The organism is Bacillus cereus group sp. MG4 (genome assembly GCF_040460055.1).
GTDB lineage: Bacteria > Bacillota > Bacilli > Bacillales > Bacillaceae_G > Bacillus_A > Bacillus_A wiedmannii.
In genome coordinates, this window is record NZ_JARVGZ010000001.1 from 1,931,771 (window position 1) to 1,949,212 (window position 17,442).

Here is a 17,442-nt window from a genome sequence, read left to right on the forward strand (position 1 = left end):
TACCTCCTGCACAAAACATAAAATTGAGATATACACAAATCCTTTTCTTTCCTTTTTTTGTGTGTACCGTACTCTTTTCACTATATCATATTTTCGCAAAAAAAGTCTGGATTCTACCTTTTCTCTCAATATGAATTGCACTTTCTTATTATTCATACTATTATAAAAATAATGATGTAACATGAAAAGAGGAGGTATTATATGCAATTTACAAATACGAAATTTAATGGGGCAGTCGTTGAGTTAACACTATTAACAGAGATTATGGAAAAGAACCATTTTGTACTTGCTGGACAGTGGGATTATGAACGAGTTACATACGATTATAAATTCGAAATATTAAATGATATTTATTATTTGCGCGTACAAGGTTTGGCTGTTGAAGGTGATGTTGGTAGCAGACACGCTGAAATAAAGCTACTTCCTCCCTTATTAGGAAAACATTATTATCCTCACGGCGTTGAATATGGTGATGGTGAAACTTTCCCAACGAATGTACTTCAAAAAAGCGAACAACTCCTACAAAATATCGAAAAAGAGTTAAAAGAATTCCAAATCATTGAGTAAATAGAAAAAGCGCATCATATTGATGCGCTTTTTCTATTTATCTTACTTAAGAATGAATCGTCTTTTTGACTGGATACCCATAAATAGTTCCATCCTTTACTTTAATCTCATCTTCCCAAGGAACCTTATATTTACCTTCAGCTAAATCTTTTACAAACGTATACGGGTTTTCTTTCACCCCTCCAGGAGTCGCTACATATCCCCTTGAACCTAAATTATATATATTATTTTCGAGACCCCATCCTAATCTAGCCTGATCTGCTAGATTAGGATATACTTCGGCAGTAACAATCTCCCAAGGATTTCGGTGTCCCTGCACTAAAGTAGTCCCATCAAAATTACATACTTGTCCTTCACCAAAGTAATAAAATACCCCATCATAACCCACTAAGTTCACTGACAATGTATACATTAAGTTTTGCCATGCATTCGAACGATTAGTTAACATCCATTGTTCACTAACTTGTGTGCTATATCCAGAAATACGAATCAAGACATTTGCACCTTTATAAGCTGCTTCACGAGCTACTTCAGGAAACATACCATCATGACAAATACAAACAGCTAATTTACTTCCTCCAGGTCCATCACAAACAGGTAAGCCTAAATCTCCAGCTTTCCAAGGTTCGACTGGCACCCAAGGATTTAGCTTACGATACTTCAAAATCATTTCACCTTGTGGATCAATAATTATTGCTGTATTATACGGTTCTCCACCATCAGGATTTCTTTCCATTATAGAAAAAACACCATATATCTCAGACTCTTTACATGCCTCAGCAAACAAGTCTGTTTCCGGCCCAGGAACTGTACATAAAAACTCTTCTGTAGTCCATTTTTTTGTATTAAGCCCTTGTGTACTATATTCTGGAAATACTATCAATTCCAATCCAGGATACCCTGATTTAGTTGAATGAATTGTTTTTATGATCTGTTTAATTTGTTTATCAATGTCTGCACGTGACTCTACTACTGGTACTGGATATTGTATTAATGCTGTTAAAAAACCACTAATTGGCTTTACCATACTTCCACTACTACCCATTTAAATTCCCCCTTAAAATAGTTCTTGTTTATTAAAGATAACAATATAAATTTGTAACTCTCTAAAAAACTTGCACTACACATGGAATCATTACGTATTAAAGCTAGTAGTAAATCTTATATCCACTTTTAGTACATGCCTACACTAACTTAACATTAATAAATTGAAAATTCAATCTTTTTACAGTTTACTAAAACTAAAAAAGTGCATGGAAACCCATACACTTTTTTACTTAGTCTGTAAATACGGCGGCAATTGTTGCAACTGCTCTTTATCCTTTTCACGCTCTCGACGCGCCCATCGAAAGAATACATAGCCTATAATTGTGCCATACACTATTTCCTGGACAATTTTCATAATGATGCCGCCTGTTTGTTGGTCTTGTACGACTGGCATCCAGTGTAAAAATTCTGGTCCCGTTATATTTAAATCTGATAAAGTTCCCGCTGGTACACAAAGTTCCATCGCCTTCATCCAAGCAGCCGGATCCGTATACGTTGCGAATAACGGTGCAGTCGCAAAAATGATTAACGCGCAAGCTGGCGTTAATAATATACCGTTAGCAAACATATAACCAAGTTTCTTTATATCACTTAACGTTTGATATTCTGGTAATGGATTTAGCATCGGCCACCACATCATGATTGCCGTAAAGAACAATATAGCGAGACAAATAGGATGAGCAATTTGACTTTGTTTTACTGTATCAAAAACAACTGGTAAATGATAAAAAGAAAACAGGCCATTAAATACAAACAATCCAATAAGTGGTTTAGCAAATATCTTTAATATAATTTGAACGAACTTAAAAGAAGTAATATAAAGATATAACCAATCTGGTATACCAAGCAACAATAACGGTGGAACTGCAATATACATAACTGCCATTTCAAACATATGTGCACTAAATATAATATGACCAATTAAATCAATAGGCCCTCCCTTTACAAAATACAAAAGAACAATCCCGGTCGTAAAATAAAAAATTTGCTTCTTACTTACCTTCCTCGCATTTTCAAATCGCATTCTATATGGCCCAATAATTAAAAAGTACCCAATAAGAATCGAAAGCATAAATAATAAAAAGATTGGACTCCATAGAGCTTGAAAACCAAATATCCACAAGTTACTCATTGTTACACCTACCTTCTTAAGGTTATCCTTTCACATAATAAGAAGAGGGAGCTGTGACAACACAAGCTCCCTTATTTTTCACTTTTCAAATCCACACAATTGTCATAAAAGCTAAAATTGTAATTAACCCGATCAACAGACCAGAATAAAGAAAGAAACTTGCCGCTTCATGTCCTTTATGACTCATATGCATAAAATAATACAATTGAAAAATTACTTGTACCACTGCTAATAGTAAAATAAATGGTACTGAGAAAGTCGGACTAAAAGTTTTCGGATATGCGACTGCTGCAAATGCAACTAATGTTAAAAAAATCATTAATGCAAATGTAATAACTTGATGCTTCATTTCCTCCGCACTTTTTCTCTTCCGATAAACAAGATCAACTTTAGGATTATTCGTTTGCTTTATCGCCATTGTTTATCCCACCATTCCCATCAAATATACTACAGTGAAAATAAACACCCAAACTACGTCAATAAAGTGCCAATAAATCGATGCAACATAAAACTTCGGTGCATTGTATAAATTTAGACCTCTCTTCGCATTTCTAAAGATTAATGTTAAAATCCAACATAATCCAAACAATACGTGGAGACCATGTGTACCAACAAGAGCATAAAACGCGGAACCAAATGCACTACTCCTCATAGTATGCTTAAATTCATGCGTATAATGATAAAACTCATATATCTCAAATGCTAAAAACCCTAAACCTAGCAACACTGTTACTAGTAGCCAAAGTTGCATTTTTTTAAAGTTAAAGTTTTTCATATGATACATCGCATAAACGCTCGTTAAACTACTCGTTAATAAAAGCATCGTCATAATGAAAACGAGTGGCATTTGGAACATCTCTTGAGATGTTGGTCCACCATTTGTAGAATTCTTTAACGCTAAATATGTGCCAAATAAGGAAGCGAACAATACTGTTTCGCCTCCAAGAAATAACCAAAAACCGACAAACTTATTTTTCCCCTCAAGGGTTGCTTTTTCAGGCTCTGCTGGAAATGTTTCATTCGTTAATTTTTCATCTACATGCATTATGCCTTGCCCCCCTTATCTTCTAAATCTTCCTTATGAATATGATATCCATGATCATCGATTACTGAACGTAGGAACATTGTGCCAAATGTAATGATTAAACCGATAATTGCTACTAATAACCAAAACTTATCTTTTCCACCCTGCATATACATTGCACCGAATGCCGCTATAAACAATCCTAAAGAAATGATAAATGGTGAAAACGATGGATTTGGCATATGAATATCACCAACTGGTTCCGCCGCGGTCATCTCTTTATTCCCTTCACGTTTTTCAATCCAAAACGGATCTAATCCGCGAACAAATGGCAATTGTTTAAAGTTATATTCCGGTGTAGGTGCTGGCATTGTCCATTCTAATGTACGTGCATCCCATGGATCACGACCAGCCTTTTCTTTTGATACTGTTGTTTTGATTACATTGAATAGAAGAACAATCGTTCCAAGAGCCATAAATACCGCTCCAATAGAACTAATCATATTCCCCATTTCCAACCCTTGACCTTCAAGATATGTGTAGTAACGACGCGGCATACCAATCAATCCAAGGAAATGCTGAATGAAGAACGTTAAATGGAAACCGATAAAGAATAGCCAAAATGTTATCTTTCCTAACGTTTCATTCAATACTTTATTAAACATCAGTGGCCAATAATAATGAGCTCCTGCAAGTAAACCAAATACAACACCGCCGACGATTACATAATGAAAGTGCGCTACTACGAAATAGTTGTCATGAAATTGATAATCAGCAGGCGCAGATGCTAGCATAACACCTGTAACTCCTCCCATTACGAATGATGGAATGAAAGCTACTGCCCACATCATCGGTGTCGTAAAACGAATACTTCCGCCCCACATCGTAAAGAGCCAGTTGAATATTTTAATACCGGTCGGAACCGCAATCGCCATTGTTGCAACTGAGAAAATAGCATTTGCGACTGGACCAAGCCCAACAGTAAACATATGATGCGCCCATACCATAAATCCTAAGAATCCAATTAATACTGTCGCAAACACCATCGATGAATAACCAAATAATCGCTTTTTCGAAAATGTCGCGAAGATTTCTGAGAATATTCCGAAAGCTGGGAGTATAAGAATGTATACTTCTGGATGACCGAAAATCCAGAATAAATGCTCCCATATAATTGTATTCCCGCCCAATGCTGGATTAAAGAAACTTGTTCCAAATAAACGATCTAACATTAAAAGTCCTAATCCTACAGTTAACGGCGGAAAAGCGAATAATATTAACGAAGATGTTACAAATGTCGTCCATGTAAACATTGGCATACGCATATACGTCATTCCTGGCGCACGCATATTAATAATGGTTACAAGGAAGTTAATACCTCCAATTAATGTACCAATACCGGAGATTTGCAATCCGAGTACATAAAAATCAACACCATGGCCTTTTGAGGCTAGAGCTAAAGATGCATAAGATGTCCATCCTGCATCAGGTGCTCCACCTAAAAACCAACTTAAATTTAAAAATACTCCACCAAAGAAAAATAACCAAAATCCGAGTGAATTCAAAAACGGGAACGCTACATCACGTGCACCAATTTGAAGTGGTACAGCGGCGTTCATAAATGCAAACACGAGTGGCATAGCTGCGAGGAAAATCATTGTTGTACCGTGCATCGTTAATACTTGATTATAAGCATCCCCAACAAGAAAAGCGTTGTTAGGAATCGCTAATTGAAGGCGAATAAATAGAGCTTCTATTCCGCCTATTATAAAAAACAATCCACCTGCAATTAAATAGAGAATGGCAATCTTTTTATGGTCTACTGTCGTTAAATAATCCCATATGACAGCACCCATCCCCTGTTTTTTTGCTACAGAACTCACGTTTTCAACCTCCCCTTCGCGAATAATCCCTCTTTACTTTTCAACTTTTAACGTTTGTAAGTATGCATTTAATGCATCAATTTGATCATCCGTTAAGTTGCCATATTTACCAGTCATTTTATTTCCTGGTTTCATATTTTCAGGATCTTTCAGCCATTTTTTTAAGTTTTCTTCATTGTTTTCGGCAATACCGGCAACCATATCGCGATCCGCAAAGTTTGCTAAGTTTGGTGCGATACGAGCGGAAGGTGGTCTACTATCATTAGATCCAACTGCGTGACAACCAATACAGCTTTTATTAAATATTTCTTGGCCCTCTTGCGCCTTTGTTGAAGCTACTTCTTTCTTCCCATCAATCTTCTTCATATCAGCAAGCCACTTTTTGTACTCGCTTTCATCTAAAGCTTTCACTTTGAATTGCATTAAAGAATGTGATGGACCGCAAAATTCTGTACAAAAACCATTATAAGTGCCCGATTTATCTGCCTTTAACCACATTTTGTTCACATTGTCTGTATTTGTATCCATTTTTCCAGCTAAAGACGGAACCCAAAATGAGTGTTTAATATCGGCACCCTTCAAATTCAAATACACTTTCTTACCTGTGGGGATGACTAAATCTTGAGAAGTTACTATTTTTTCTGATTTATAAGAAAATTCCCACCAATAAAGATTCGCTGTTACATCAACAACGATAGTATCTTTATCAATATTCTTTTTCTCCATCGCACTTACATCAGCAAGTTTGAATGTATATGTAACCGTCGGAACAGCTAAGATTAACAAAAGAATAATCGGAATAACTGTCCATATAATTTCTAGTTTGTGATTCCCTTCAACTTGCTCCGGAATATAATCTTCCTGGCCTTTCTTTTGTCGGAAACGCACAATTACATATAAGAAAATAATAGTAACTACTAGTACTACTCCTACCATGATCGCAGTTGCTAGTAAGAGCAAATCATATTGCATTTTTGCTACTTCTCCTTGCGGAATTAAAGTAGATTGAAAGGCTTTACCGCATCCCCCTAACAGTAAAGCCAGCAGTGAAACGAACGAAAGCAGTCGCCACTGTTTCTTCATACAAACAACCCCCACTTTCCTTGTGAATTAGATTGTACTTTATAGTTAAGTAAAGTAAATCTCAACGTAAAGAAATCCATTTATGTCGTTGTCTTAGAAGAATGTAACTACAATCATTAATACAAATAAGATTGTTAAATAATTTAGGGAATAAACAAACATTTGTACAGACCATTTGATGTCATCTTGCTTACGGAAGCCATAAAACCCTAAAACGATCCAACCGATGTTAAGCAATGTTGCAATTACCATAAATGTTATCCCTAGTCCACTCATATAAAATGGTAGTGGTAATAAACATACTGTCCAAATCATAATTTGGCGTTTCGTAATTTCAAATCCATGAACTACAGGAAGCATTGGAATTCCTGCATTTCGATATTCATCAACACGTTTCATCGCTAATGCAAGGAAATGTGGGATTTGCCAAATAAACATAATTAAAAATAGCATCCAAGCAATTGGATGGCCTAAAGATGGATCGATTGCTGCCCATCCAATTAAAGGTGGAACTGCTCCAGATATACTACCTACAACAGTATTTAGTGTATACTTTCTCTTTGTCCATAAAGTATATAGAACAACATATGTGAAAGCACCAATAAATCCCATTAACACTGCCATTGGTGTTGTTAATAATAAAAATACAAACCCAAGAAGTAATATAACTAATCCAAATGTAAGTGCAAATCCTGGTTTATACTTTCCAGTAACCGTTGGACGGTTCTTTGTTCTTTCCATTAATGGATCGATGTCTCGATCAATGTAGTTGTTTAAACAACATACCCCTGCCATAACTAATCCAGAACCAACGATTGTAAAAAATAGCTTATCCAGATTGTCCATTACACTTAATCCATTAAAGTGTAACGCCAACCAAAATCCTGTAAATACAGTAAGTGTATTTGAGTTTACAATCCCCATTTTAACGAGTGCTTTTAAATCTTGTAGCCGAGTTGTTTCCGGTACGCTTGTAACAGCAGACTCATCATGCAGCTCAGTTGTTGCATGGTTCATCACTTTAACCCCCTCTTAAAACTTTCATCTTTCTTTTTTGCGTCTATTTCGAATGAAATAATTCGCTTTTATATAGCAATATTATTACAGTAGAAATATTGTTAACCCATTCTACTACTAATCTACGCCCATACTCCAATATATTAAATCATATTTCCCGAACATTTTGTGAAGAAAACATGAACTTTTTGTGTCGAATATAAAAAACTGAATTCTGACTTACCCTTATCATAACATGATGTTACCTTCTATAATAAACTTTTTTGTCACATTTAACACGTATTCTCCCCATTTCTTTTCAAAATAGCCTGTTTTTCAACCAAAAATTTCCTTATATATTCTATTTCCACACCGATCTTCTCTCCCCTGTCTTCCCCCGCCATTTCTTTGCTATTTTATTATTTTTTATATATCATAGGAACTAGCGCGTTTTATTCTATACATAATGGAATGAAAATATTCCGCAATAACTTCATAGCAGAAAGATGGTGAAATAGATTGCAACGCTTTATTAAATGGTTAGCAGTCATTACAAGTCTTGATTTATTAATAGTTTTATTAGGAGGCGCTTTAGTTACAAAAACAGGTTCCGGCCAAGGCTGCGGTAAATCATGGCCACTTTGTAACGGTGAATTTGTTCCATCTAATTTATCAATGGAAACTATTATTGAACTAAGTCACCGCCTTACATCAGGATCAGCAGGAATTCTTGTCACTCTCCTTTGTATTTTGTCCTGGAAATATTATAAACATGTGCGCGAAACAAAAACGTTAGCAATTTTATCCTTCGTATTTTTAGTTGCACAAGCATTAATGGGAGCCGCTGCAGTTGTCTGGGGGCAAATGCCAGCTGTACTTGCTATCCATTTTGGTATTTCCTTAATTTCATTTGCTTCTGTCATTTTATTAACGTGTCTCATCTTTGAAATTGACCAGAAATTTGATGCACGTTCACTTATTATGGACAAAAAAATGAAATTTCATATTTATGGTGTAACAATTTACTGTTATCTCGTTGTCTACACAGGAGCTTTAGTACGTCACGAACGAGCTAGCTTGGCCTGTCCAGACTTCCCTTTATGTAGCAAAAATAGACCTATGCCGACTCAACTACATGAGTGGGTTCAAATGGGACATAGATTGGCAGCCATGTTAATCTTTGTGTGGATACTATACGCGATGATTCTCGCTATTCGCCATTACAAGCAGCAGCCTGTCGTATACTGGGGATGGATCATTTCATTTATCCTTGTTACACTTCAAGCCATAGTAGGAATTTTAGTCGTATTTACAAATGCTAGTTTAGCAATGGCTTTATTACATTCTCTATTCATTTCTTGCTTGTTTGCTGTACTATGCTATTTAGTTATGTTAGGAACAAGAAGTAAAGTGAATGCAAAAGAAGCTGAATCAACTTCTAAACAAACAAAATAAATTAAAATACCTTGCCGAATTGGCAAGGTGTTTTTTTTTACAATTAAGAAAAAGAGCTGCATTTACACAGCTCTTTTTCTTTTTTAGTGATCTAATTCAATGAGTAAGTCACCCGTTTGAATTGCATCTCCATCGTTAACATATACTTTTTTCACTTTACCATTGAACGGCGCTTGAACTGTCGTTTCCATTTTCATCGCTTCTGTAATTGCCATAGAATCGCCTTTTTTCACTTCATCGCCTTCTTTTACAACTACTTTAATAACCGTTCCCGGCATTGTTGCACTAATGTGGTTTGGATTTTCACGGTTTCCTTTCACACGTTGTGCCACTGTTGCTTTCACACTTTCGTCTTTCACAACAATCTCACGTGGTTGACCGTTAAACTCCAAGTAAAGAATACGATTTCCATCTGGCTGAGGCTCTCCGATTGATACTAGTTTAACCATCAATGTTTTACCTTGTTCGATTTCCACATTAATTTCTTCACCAAGTCTCATACCATAGAAGAATGTCGGTGTATCAAGCACAGACACACTTCCATAAAGCTCAGCAACTTTTTCGTAATCCATAAATACTTTTGGATATAATGCATATGCAACAACATCAAAAATCGTCACTTCGCGTCCAAGCTTATGGAATAGCTCTTCTTTTAACGCGTCGAAATCTACTGGCTGTAATAATTCACCCGGTCTTACTGTTAATGGCTCTTTCCCTTTTAAAATAATTTCTTGTAACTTTTTCGGGAAACCACCATACGGTTGTCCTAAATCTCCTGAGAACATTTCAACAACAGATCCTGGGAAGTCCATAGAATGCCCACCCTCTAAAACATCTTGTTCTGTTAAGTGATTTTGAACCATAAATAATGCCATATCACCGACAACTTTAGATGATGGTGTTACTTTAACAATATCGCCAAACATGTCATTCACACGGCGGTACATTACTTTCACTTCATCGAAGCGATCTCCTAAACCAACCGCTTTCGCTTGTTGTTGTAGATTACTATACTGTCCGCCTGGCATTTCGTGCATATATACCTCTGTATGAGGTGCATTCATACCACTTTCAAACGATGCGTAGTATTTACGTACATCTTCCCAATAATGAGATAGTTTTTCTAATGAATCTATATTAACGTCTGGCTGTCTTTCGTTTCCACCTAATGCATAGTATAGCGTGTTCGCACTTGGTTGTGACGTTTGACCAGCCATAGAACTTACTGCTACATCGACAATGTCAACACCTGCTTCAATTGCCTTTGTATACGTTAATATACCATTTCCACTCGTATCGTGTGTATGCAAGTGAATCGGAATCGATACCGTCTCTTTTAATGCAGAAACTAAATCATATGCCGCATTAGGTTTTAATAAGCCTGCCATATCTTTAATTCCTAATATATGTGCTCCTGATGCTTCTAACTCTTTTGCTAAGTTTTTATAGTAATTTAAATCATATTTACTACGTAACGGATCATGAATATCTCCTGTGTAGCACATTGTTGCTTCTGCAATTTTACCAGTATCTCGTACAGCATCAATCGCAACTCTCATACCTTCTACCCAGTTTAAGCTATCAAAAATACGGAAGACATCAATTCCAGCTTGAGCAGAACATTCCACAAATTTTTGAATTAAATTATCCGGATAGTTTTTGTAACCAACTGCGTTTGAAGAACGAAGTAACATTTGGAATAAAACGTTTGGCATTTTTTCACGAAGATCTAGTAATCGTTCCCATGGATCTTCCTTTAAGAAACGATATGCAACATCAAACGTTGCACCACCCCACATTTCCGCTGAGAATAGGCTCGGTAACATTCTCGCTGTCGGCTCTGCAATTTGATGTAAATCTTTTGTACGAATACGCGTCGCAAGTAATGACTGATGCGCATCACGGAATGTTGTATCCGTTAAAAGTACACGCTTTTGATCTTGTACCCATTTTACTAATCCGTCCGCTCCACGCTCATCCAAAATTTGTTTCGTTCCATTTTGAATCGGCTCTGAGTGTAATACATTCGGTATACGAGCATCCGGGAAAATTGGTTTCTCTTTTTTCCCTACTCCTGGGAAGCCATTTACTGTTACTGACCCAATGTAATTTAACATTTTTGTTCCGCGGTCTTTACGTTTCGGGAACAGGAATAGTTCAGGTGACGCATCAATAAATGAAGTGTCATATTCTCCTGATAAGAAGTTTTTATGTTTTACTACATTCTCTAGGAATGGAATATTTGTTTTAATACCACGAATACGGAATTCTTTTAAGTTACGTTCCATTTTCGCAGCAGCTTGTTCAAAAGTAAGTGCCCATGTTGTAACTTTTACAAGTAAAGAATCATAGTACGGAGTAATAACAGCACCTTGGAAACTATTACCTGTATCAAGACGAACACCGAAACCACCGCCTGATCGGTATGCCATAATTTTCCCTGTATCCGGCATGAAATTATTTAGTGGGTCCTCAGTCGTTACACGAGATTGGATCGCAAATCCATGAACAACTACTTCCTCTTGCTTCGGAACACCTACCATTTTACTATGTAATGCATGTCCATCAGCTATTAAAATTTGCGATTGAACGATATCTACCCCTGTGATCATTTCTGTAATTGTATGTTCAACTTGAACACGCGGATTTACTTCAATAAAGTAAAACTCATCACCTTTTACAAGAAATTCTACTGTTCCTGCGTTTAAATAATTTACATTTTTTGTTAATTTCACAGCAGCATCACAAATACGCTGACGCAAATCATCTGAAAGCGACACACTAGGTGCGATTTCTACCACTTTTTGGTGACGACGTTGTACAGAACAGTCACGCTCGTATAAATGAACAACATTGCCCTCTTCATCTGCTAAAATTTGAACTTCTATATGTTTAGGTTTTTCAACGAATTTTTCAACGTATACTTCATCATTACCAAAGGCTGCTTTCGCTTCTGACTTCGCTCGATTATACGATTCTCTTAATTCTTCACTACTACGTACAATACGCATACCACGACCGCCACCGCCAAGGGAAGCTTTAATAATAATCGGGTAATCATACTTTTCAGCAAATTCTCCAACTTCTTCTACTGAATTTACCGGCCCATCACTACCAGGAATAACTGGAATTTGTGCTAGCTGCGCTTGTGTTCTTGCTTTCACTTTATCTCCAAACATATCTAAATGCTTACTCTTTGGACCAATAAAGATAATCCCTTCTTCTTCACAACGTTTTGCGAATTGAATATTTTCTGACAAGAAACCATATCCAGGGTGGATTGCATCTACATGATTACTTTTCGCAATCTCAATAATGCCCTCAATATCTAGATAAGCATCAATTGGCTTTTTCCCTTCCCCAACTAAATAGGACTCATCGGCTTTATAACGATGATAAGAACCACTATCCTCTTTAGAATAGATTGCAACTGTTTTTAATCCAAGTTCCGAACAAGCTCGAAACACACGAATTGCAATCTCTCCACGGTTAGCTACCAATACTTTTTGAATACGTTGCAGCTTTGTCATGATTTTCCCCCTCTACTTTCCTACCACTCTAGAGATAAAATATATACACACCATAAAGAGCGTGAAGTTCTTCACTTTCTACATTATATTATACTTAGAAAGCTTCACTTTATTTTTATCCATCATACCTTATTTTTTAACAAATGATAAGTTTTCTGATCAATTTGTTTCACAAAAATAGTATAGCATACCTCTTCCTTTTCTAACAACTTAATTGTATATCACATTTAATTTAATGTGATATATTTTTTGGTGTATATACCAATTAATGTATCCTATTTAATGTTTCTTGCACATAAAAAAAAACACATCGCGCTCTAAAGCACAATGTGTTTTTTATTTTACTACAACAAGACGCGGTCCATCTTGCTCTCTTTCTTTCATTATCTCATTTTGTTGTTTCTCTTGTCGTTTTACATGACTAGCAACATTTAATAATATACCCATCGCAATTAGATTAGCCAATAAAGAACTACCACCATAACTAATAAACGGTAAAGGTACTCCTGTAAGTGGTATTAATCCAGACATACCACCAACATTAACAAAAGTTTGTATCCCAATTAAACTTGCAATTCCGATTGCAATTAAACTTCCAAATGGATCTTTACATTTTTGCGCTACTCTAAACGAACGAATGATAATAAGTAGTAAACAGATTAAAATGATAGCTACACCTATAAAACCTAGTTCTTCAGATATAATCGCCATAATAAAATCCGTTTGCGGCTCTGGTAAGTAGCCATACTTTTGTATACTATTTCCCAATCCTCTACCATTTAAGCCACCTGAAGCTATTCCAATAAAGGAATTAACTAATTGAAATCCATCATTTTGAGGATCACTAAATGGATCAAGAAAAACTGAAAATCGAGCTTTTTGGTATTTACTTAATTTATAGTCCCCAATAAAATACAACGCCGGTATCCACACGACAGATGTTAATAAAAATCTTTTTATCCACAAGTTAACATTAACTCCTGAACAGAAGAACATAATTAACACTGTTCCACCTATTAATATGTCAGTTCCTAAGTCATTTTGTAATAAAATTAACACCATCGATCCACCGACAACAAATAAGGGAGGTATTATCCCTTGGAAAAAAGGGGTTTGCCTCTCTTGTTTCTTAGCAAAAAAACTTGCTAACGTAATAATAACTGCTATTTTTACAAACTCAGCTGGTTGTATACCTAGTATCCATCCTTTTGCACCATTGATTACCTTACCGAAAAGGAAAGCTGCTGTTAGTAAGCCCAGACTCCCTAACCCCATCGCTGTAAGAACTATTTTTTTCTTCCAAAATTTGTAAGGAATTACAGCAACAATCACTAGCATTACTGTTCCAATAGCAAGAGCAACTAATTGTTTTTTAAAAAAGTGATCTGCTGGCCAGTTATATTTCGACGAAATCGCGACAATGGAACTAGAACTATATACCATTATAACTCCCAACACACATAAAATAACAAGAGGAAGTAATAATGAATAATCCATTGATTTCCATACTCTTTTCATTTCATTTCCTCTTTCTGTTTCAATTTAATTATTGTTGTATTCCATATGTACATTGATTCTTCCTGCTTTATTATACAAATAAAAAGCCCAAACTATTTCAGTTTGAGCCCCCCTATTTGAACCCGTTATTGTTGTTTGTTCGTAAATGCTTCATGAAGTGCAGATAACTCACGTTCAAGCTCTCCTAACATTGCTTTCCCTTGTTCTTCTGCAATAAGACCAAGGCGAACTGCAAAATCGACCTCGCGGGATAGTCCAAACATTTGTGTGTCTAACACTTCTTCATATAATGGACATTGCGGCATTGTAAGATTGTCCATTTGCACCTTAATAAGTCTTAAAATCTTCTCCGCATCCGCTTGTAGAAGGGCTAGTGCCTTTTCCTGATGATTTGATACTGTCTCAGACGCCAAATTGATTCCCTCCGTTTCCGTCCTACTCTCTCCTATCTATTAATATTAGCGATAGTTTTAGTAAATTGCAATAGAAACATTTTTTGTGACAACCGTGTCTAATGCTATTATACTGAAAAGTGGGAGTATAACACAAATGGGGGAACAACAATGAGCGAAATTTTATTTATTAATGGAAAAGTTCGTTTTCCAATCACTATCGATCCAACTGTTTGGATCTTTGATGATCGAAAAGTAGATTTGAAAACTTACTTTGATGAAACAAGAGAAAACACTTCAGAACTAGAAGCTTATTTAAAAAACACTTCAGAGCATTGGGATCGCGAAATCCGTGATGGTGCTGCGTTTCCACCGATACAACAAAGTGTAAAGAAATATAAAAAAGAACAACTAATTACCGGAACATTCGGTATACCATTTCATCCATTTCTTGCTAACGCCGAAATTTCAGAGGACGCTACGCAAGTCGAAATTGAAACAGTAGATCAAACAATAATACTTCCATTAGAAACTGTAGAAAATGCTATTCTTGGTTTTTCAAAAGAAGGAAAGCCATTAAAAGAGGATGGACCTGTTCATCTATATTACAATGATGGATCTAATAGACAAAATCCAATCCGTAACATCCGTAAATTTACAATTATTTAAAGTGTATACTTGGAAGAAAAAGGAGTGAGCCTCAGCTCACTCCTTTTATAATAAATCTGCTGCAAGTTGAGCTAAATTAGACCGCTCCCCTTTAACAAACTTTACATGACCACTAATACGTTGCTCTTTAAACTTCTCTACAACATATGTTAAACCGTTATTATATTCATCCAAATACGGGTGATCAATTTGCTGAGGATCTCCCATTAATACAATTTTACTTTTTTCTCCTACCCTTGTTAATATCGTTTTCACTTCATGCTTCGTTAAATTTTGTGCTTCATCAATTATAATGAACTGATCTGGAATACTTCTCCCACGTATATAGGTAAGGGCCTCTACTTCAATCGAACCCATTCCAGCTAAAATAGCATCTAACTCTCCTGGCTTTTTCGTATTAAATAAATACTCTAGATTATCAAAAATCGGTTGCATCCATGGTCTTAACTTTTCTTCTTTTTCTCCTGGTAAATAACCGATATCTTTTCCGACCGGAACAATTGGCCTTGCAACGAGTAGTTTTTTATATAGTCCTAAATCTTCCGTTTGCATGAGTCCTGAAGCCAACGCGAGTAATGTTTTTCCTGTACCAGCTTTCCCCGTTAACGTTACTAGCGGAATATCTTCACGAAGCAACAATTCTAATCCCATAATTTGCTGCACATTTCGTGGTCGTATCCCCCATACTTGTTCATTGTGAAAAATAAGTTTCTTTACCTTCTTACCTAAATGATCCACAATGCCAAGTGCTGAACTAGATCCCCCTAATGCATCTTTCATTACTACAAACTGATTTGGATAAAAAGGGTGATTTGCAATTTCGGATAAAGGCAATTCACCTTTTTCATAAAAATAATCTAATTGCTCTTTTGATATATACCCTTCTAAAAATCCTGAATATATATTATCTACTTCAATTACACGATCACTTAAATAATCTTCCGCCTTCAAACCAATTGCATCAGCTTTTACCCTTACGAGCACGTCTTTACTTACTAAAATAACAGACTTCCCGTCCTCTTTTTCTTGTTCTTCTAAAGATAGATTTTTTGCTACAGCTAAAATTCGATTATCATTCGTTTTTTCTACAAAAATATCTTGTAGTTGAACAAATGAACGATGATTTAATTCAATACGAAATGTACCGCCGTTTTCTAACGGAATACTTTCATGCAGCTTTCCTATTTCACGAAATTTGTCTATTAACTTAGATACATAACGAGCGTTTCGTCCTACTTCATCCATATAACGTTTTTTCGAATCAACCTCTTCTAATACAACTGCTGGAATCACTACTTCATTTGTTTCAAATGAAAAAATAGATAAAGGATCCTGCAAAAGTACATTCGTATCTAACACATAAATTTTATCCAACCTGTTACCCCCTGACTCCACTTTTAAATTTGTAGAACAAGGGTTTCATCCATAAAATATGGACGAACCATTGTTATAATTATATGTACCGTATAAACGAGGTAGAATCGAAATTCATAGCCATGAAACCTTTTATTTATTTTTTATTCATTTCTATTCAATATATTACTTTTAATTATAATTATTAACATAAAATCACAATAACTGATTACAAAAGTTAATAACTTATTTTCTTATTTATCACATTTATAATTCTTTTATTCCTACTAACACTTGGTTATCCAGCTTTTTCGCTGCGCGAATATCATATGTTTTTTCATAGGTTGGCTCAGTTGCAAGCTTCGCTCCATAAAACATAACATCACGTACTTCTTGTACATTTACTTCTATTACAGTTAATTTTAGAGGAATGCCTTCCATTCTATCAGTCAAAATTTCACCTGTACCACTTATGGAAAATACGGATTCATTCGCCATTATAGTCAATACTAGCCCAGTACTATGCCGTATATTTTCCACAATACGTGAACGTTGATCTACTGCAAATCGAATACTAGTTTTACTCACTGCATACACCCAAGAAATAGCACTTACGTTAGGAACTTGTTTTTCGAAGTCTGTTGTTGCTACCATAACAATACATTCTTTACGTAACGTTTGTACTAAATCATCTGTTAATGTAGGATCTACTACATTCGCCATATTTCCACCTCCAAATATAATTAGTATATCCTTATCATAACTTATTTTTCGAATTGCGAAAATATTATTT

The 17,442-nt window shown here is 35.7% G+C and carries 15 protein-coding genes; 3 read left to right on the top strand and 12 right to left on the bottom strand.

The genetic code is table 11. The features are described 5' to 3' along the window. Positions 1 to 201 precede the first annotated feature (201 nt). Positions 202 to 567: a YugN family protein gene (locus tag QCI41_RS10040; RefSeq protein WP_353837539.1), complete on the top strand. Its 366-nt coding sequence runs from the start codon at positions 202 to 204 to the stop codon at positions 565 to 567. A 46-nt stretch (positions 568 to 613) separates the two neighbouring features. Here the strand turns inward: QCI41_RS10040 and QCI41_RS10045 are convergent, their stop codons facing one another. The 7 genes from QCI41_RS10045 to ctaB all read right to left on the bottom strand — a co-directional run bounded on the left by QCI41_RS10045 (position 614) and on the right by ctaB (position 7,753). Further along, positions 614 to 1,612, bottom strand: a complete 999-nt coding sequence (locus tag QCI41_RS10045; RefSeq protein WP_353837538.1) for a formamidase — start codon at positions 1,610 to 1,612, stop codon at positions 614 to 616. Between the two features lie 228 nt (positions 1,613 to 1,840). Then, positions 1,841 to 2,746 (bottom strand): cytochrome c oxidase assembly factor CtaG, encoded by a 906-nt coding sequence (gene ctaG, locus QCI41_RS10050; RefSeq protein WP_353837537.1) that lies wholly within the window; start codon positions 2,744 to 2,746, stop codon positions 1,841 to 1,843. Between the two features lie 85 nt (positions 2,747 to 2,831). After that, entirely contained in the window at positions 2,832 to 3,164 is a 333-nt protein-coding gene (gene ctaF / locus QCI41_RS10055; protein WP_000985699.1) for a cytochrome c oxidase subunit IVB, read from the bottom strand. A 3-nt stretch (positions 3,165 to 3,167) separates the two neighbouring features. Next, entirely contained in the window at positions 3,168 to 3,791 is a 624-nt protein-coding gene (ctaE, locus tag QCI41_RS10060) for a cytochrome c oxidase subunit III (protein ID WP_000557858.1), read from the bottom strand. Beyond that, positions 3,791 to 5,626, bottom strand: coding sequence for a cytochrome c oxidase subunit I (gene ctaD, locus QCI41_RS10065; protein ID WP_000501451.1), 1,836 nt, complete (start codon positions 5,624 to 5,626; stop codon positions 3,791 to 3,793). Before ctaD ends, ctaE begins: the two co-directional genes overlap by 1 nt. A 60-nt stretch (positions 5,627 to 5,686) precedes the next feature. Beyond that, positions 5,687 to 6,736, bottom strand: coding sequence for a cytochrome c oxidase subunit II (gene coxB, locus QCI41_RS10070; protein WP_000745278.1), 1,050 nt, complete (start codon positions 6,734 to 6,736; stop codon positions 5,687 to 5,689). A gap of 93 nt (positions 6,737 to 6,829) precedes the next feature. Further along, positions 6,830 to 7,753 (bottom strand): protoheme IX farnesyltransferase, encoded by a 924-nt coding sequence (gene ctaB, locus QCI41_RS10075; RefSeq protein ID WP_353837536.1) that lies wholly within the window; start codon positions 7,751 to 7,753, stop codon positions 6,830 to 6,832. Positions 7,754 to 8,251: 498 nt separating this feature from the next. On the opposite strand from ctaB, the gene ctaA reads away from it, so the two are divergent. Further along, positions 8,252 to 9,187 carry a heme A synthase gene (ctaA, locus tag QCI41_RS10080; RefSeq protein ID WP_063221194.1) on the top strand — a complete coding sequence of 312 codons (936 nt, stop codon included), beginning with the start codon at positions 8,252 to 8,254 and terminating at the stop codon, positions 9,185 to 9,187. Between the two features lie 83 nt (positions 9,188 to 9,270). On the opposite strand, the gene pyc is transcribed toward ctaA, so the two are convergent. The 3 genes from pyc to QCI41_RS10095 all read right to left on the bottom strand — a co-directional run bounded on the left by pyc (position 9,271) and on the right by QCI41_RS10095 (position 14,648). Continuing rightward, positions 9,271 to 12,717: a pyruvate carboxylase gene (gene pyc, locus QCI41_RS10085; protein ID WP_353837535.1), complete on the bottom strand. Its 3,447-nt coding sequence runs from the start codon at positions 12,715 to 12,717 to the stop codon at positions 9,271 to 9,273. Positions 12,718 to 13,053: 336 nt separating this feature from the next. After that, positions 13,054 to 14,235, bottom strand: a complete 1,182-nt coding sequence (gene ftsW, locus QCI41_RS10090) for a putative lipid II flippase FtsW (RefSeq protein WP_046957426.1) — start codon at positions 14,233 to 14,235, stop codon at positions 13,054 to 13,056. A 125-nt stretch (positions 14,236 to 14,360) separates the two neighbouring features. Beyond that, a complete protein-coding gene (locus tag QCI41_RS10095; RefSeq protein ID WP_000135698.1) occupies positions 14,361 to 14,648 on the bottom strand; it encodes an Fpa/YlaN family protein in 288 nt (95 codons plus the stop codon). 150 nt (positions 14,649 to 14,798) lie between these two features. Here QCI41_RS10095 and QCI41_RS10100 point away from each other — a divergent pair, with 150 nt between their 5' ends. After that, a complete protein-coding gene (locus QCI41_RS10100) occupies positions 14,799 to 15,296 on the top strand; it encodes a molybdopterin-binding protein (protein ID WP_046957427.1) in 498 nt (165 codons plus the stop codon). Between the two features lie 45 nt (positions 15,297 to 15,341). Here the strand turns inward: QCI41_RS10100 and QCI41_RS10105 are convergent, their stop codons facing one another. Next, positions 15,342 to 16,670, bottom strand: a complete 1,329-nt coding sequence (locus QCI41_RS10105; protein ID WP_000358079.1) for a PhoH family protein — start codon at positions 16,668 to 16,670, stop codon at positions 15,342 to 15,344. Positions 16,671 to 16,916: 246 nt separating this feature from the next. After that, the gene (locus QCI41_RS10110; protein ID WP_353837534.1) at positions 16,917 to 17,372 is read right to left on the bottom strand and encodes a pyridoxamine 5'-phosphate oxidase family protein; all 456 of its coding nucleotides are present in this window, start codon (positions 17,370 to 17,372) and stop codon (positions 16,917 to 16,919) included. Positions 17,373 to 17,442: the final 70 nt, after the last annotated feature.

Coding starts and splice junctions, on each gene's coding strand:
- QCI41_RS10040 (WP_353837539.1), top strand. CDS start 202: ATGCAATTTACAAATACGAAATTTAATGGGGCAGTCGTTGAGTTAACA.
- coxB (WP_000745278.1), bottom strand. CDS start 6,736: ATGAAGAAACAGTGGCGACTGCTTTCGTTCGTTTCACTGCTGGCTTTA.
- ftsW (WP_046957426.1), bottom strand. CDS start 14,235: ATGAAAAGAGTATGGAAATCAATGGATTATTCATTATTACTTCCTCTT.
- QCI41_RS10045 (WP_353837538.1), bottom strand. CDS start 1,612: ATGGGTAGTAGTGGAAGTATGGTAAAGCCAATTAGTGGTTTTTTAACA.
- QCI41_RS10110 (WP_353837534.1), bottom strand. CDS start 17,372: ATGGCGAATGTAGTAGATCCTACATTAACAGATGATTTAGTACAAACG.
- ctaB (WP_353837536.1), bottom strand. CDS start 7,753: ATGAACCATGCAACAACTGAGCTGCATGATGAGTCTGCTGTTACAAGC.
- QCI41_RS10100 (WP_046957427.1), top strand. CDS start 14,799: ATGAGCGAAATTTTATTTATTAATGGAAAAGTTCGTTTTCCAATCACT.
- ctaE (WP_000557858.1), bottom strand. CDS start 3,791: ATGCATGTAGATGAAAAATTAACGAATGAAACATTTCCAGCAGAGCCT.
- pyc (WP_353837535.1), bottom strand. CDS start 12,717: ATGACAAAGCTGCAACGTATTCAAAAAGTATTGGTAGCTAACCGTGGA.
- ctaF (WP_000985699.1), bottom strand. CDS start 3,164: ATGGCGATAAAGCAAACGAATAATCCTAAAGTTGATCTTGTTTATCGG.
- ctaD (WP_000501451.1), bottom strand. CDS start 5,626: ATGGGTGCTGTCATATGGGATTATTTAACGACAGTAGACCATAAAAAG.
- ctaG (WP_353837537.1), bottom strand. CDS start 2,746: ATGAGTAACTTGTGGATATTTGGTTTTCAAGCTCTATGGAGTCCAATC.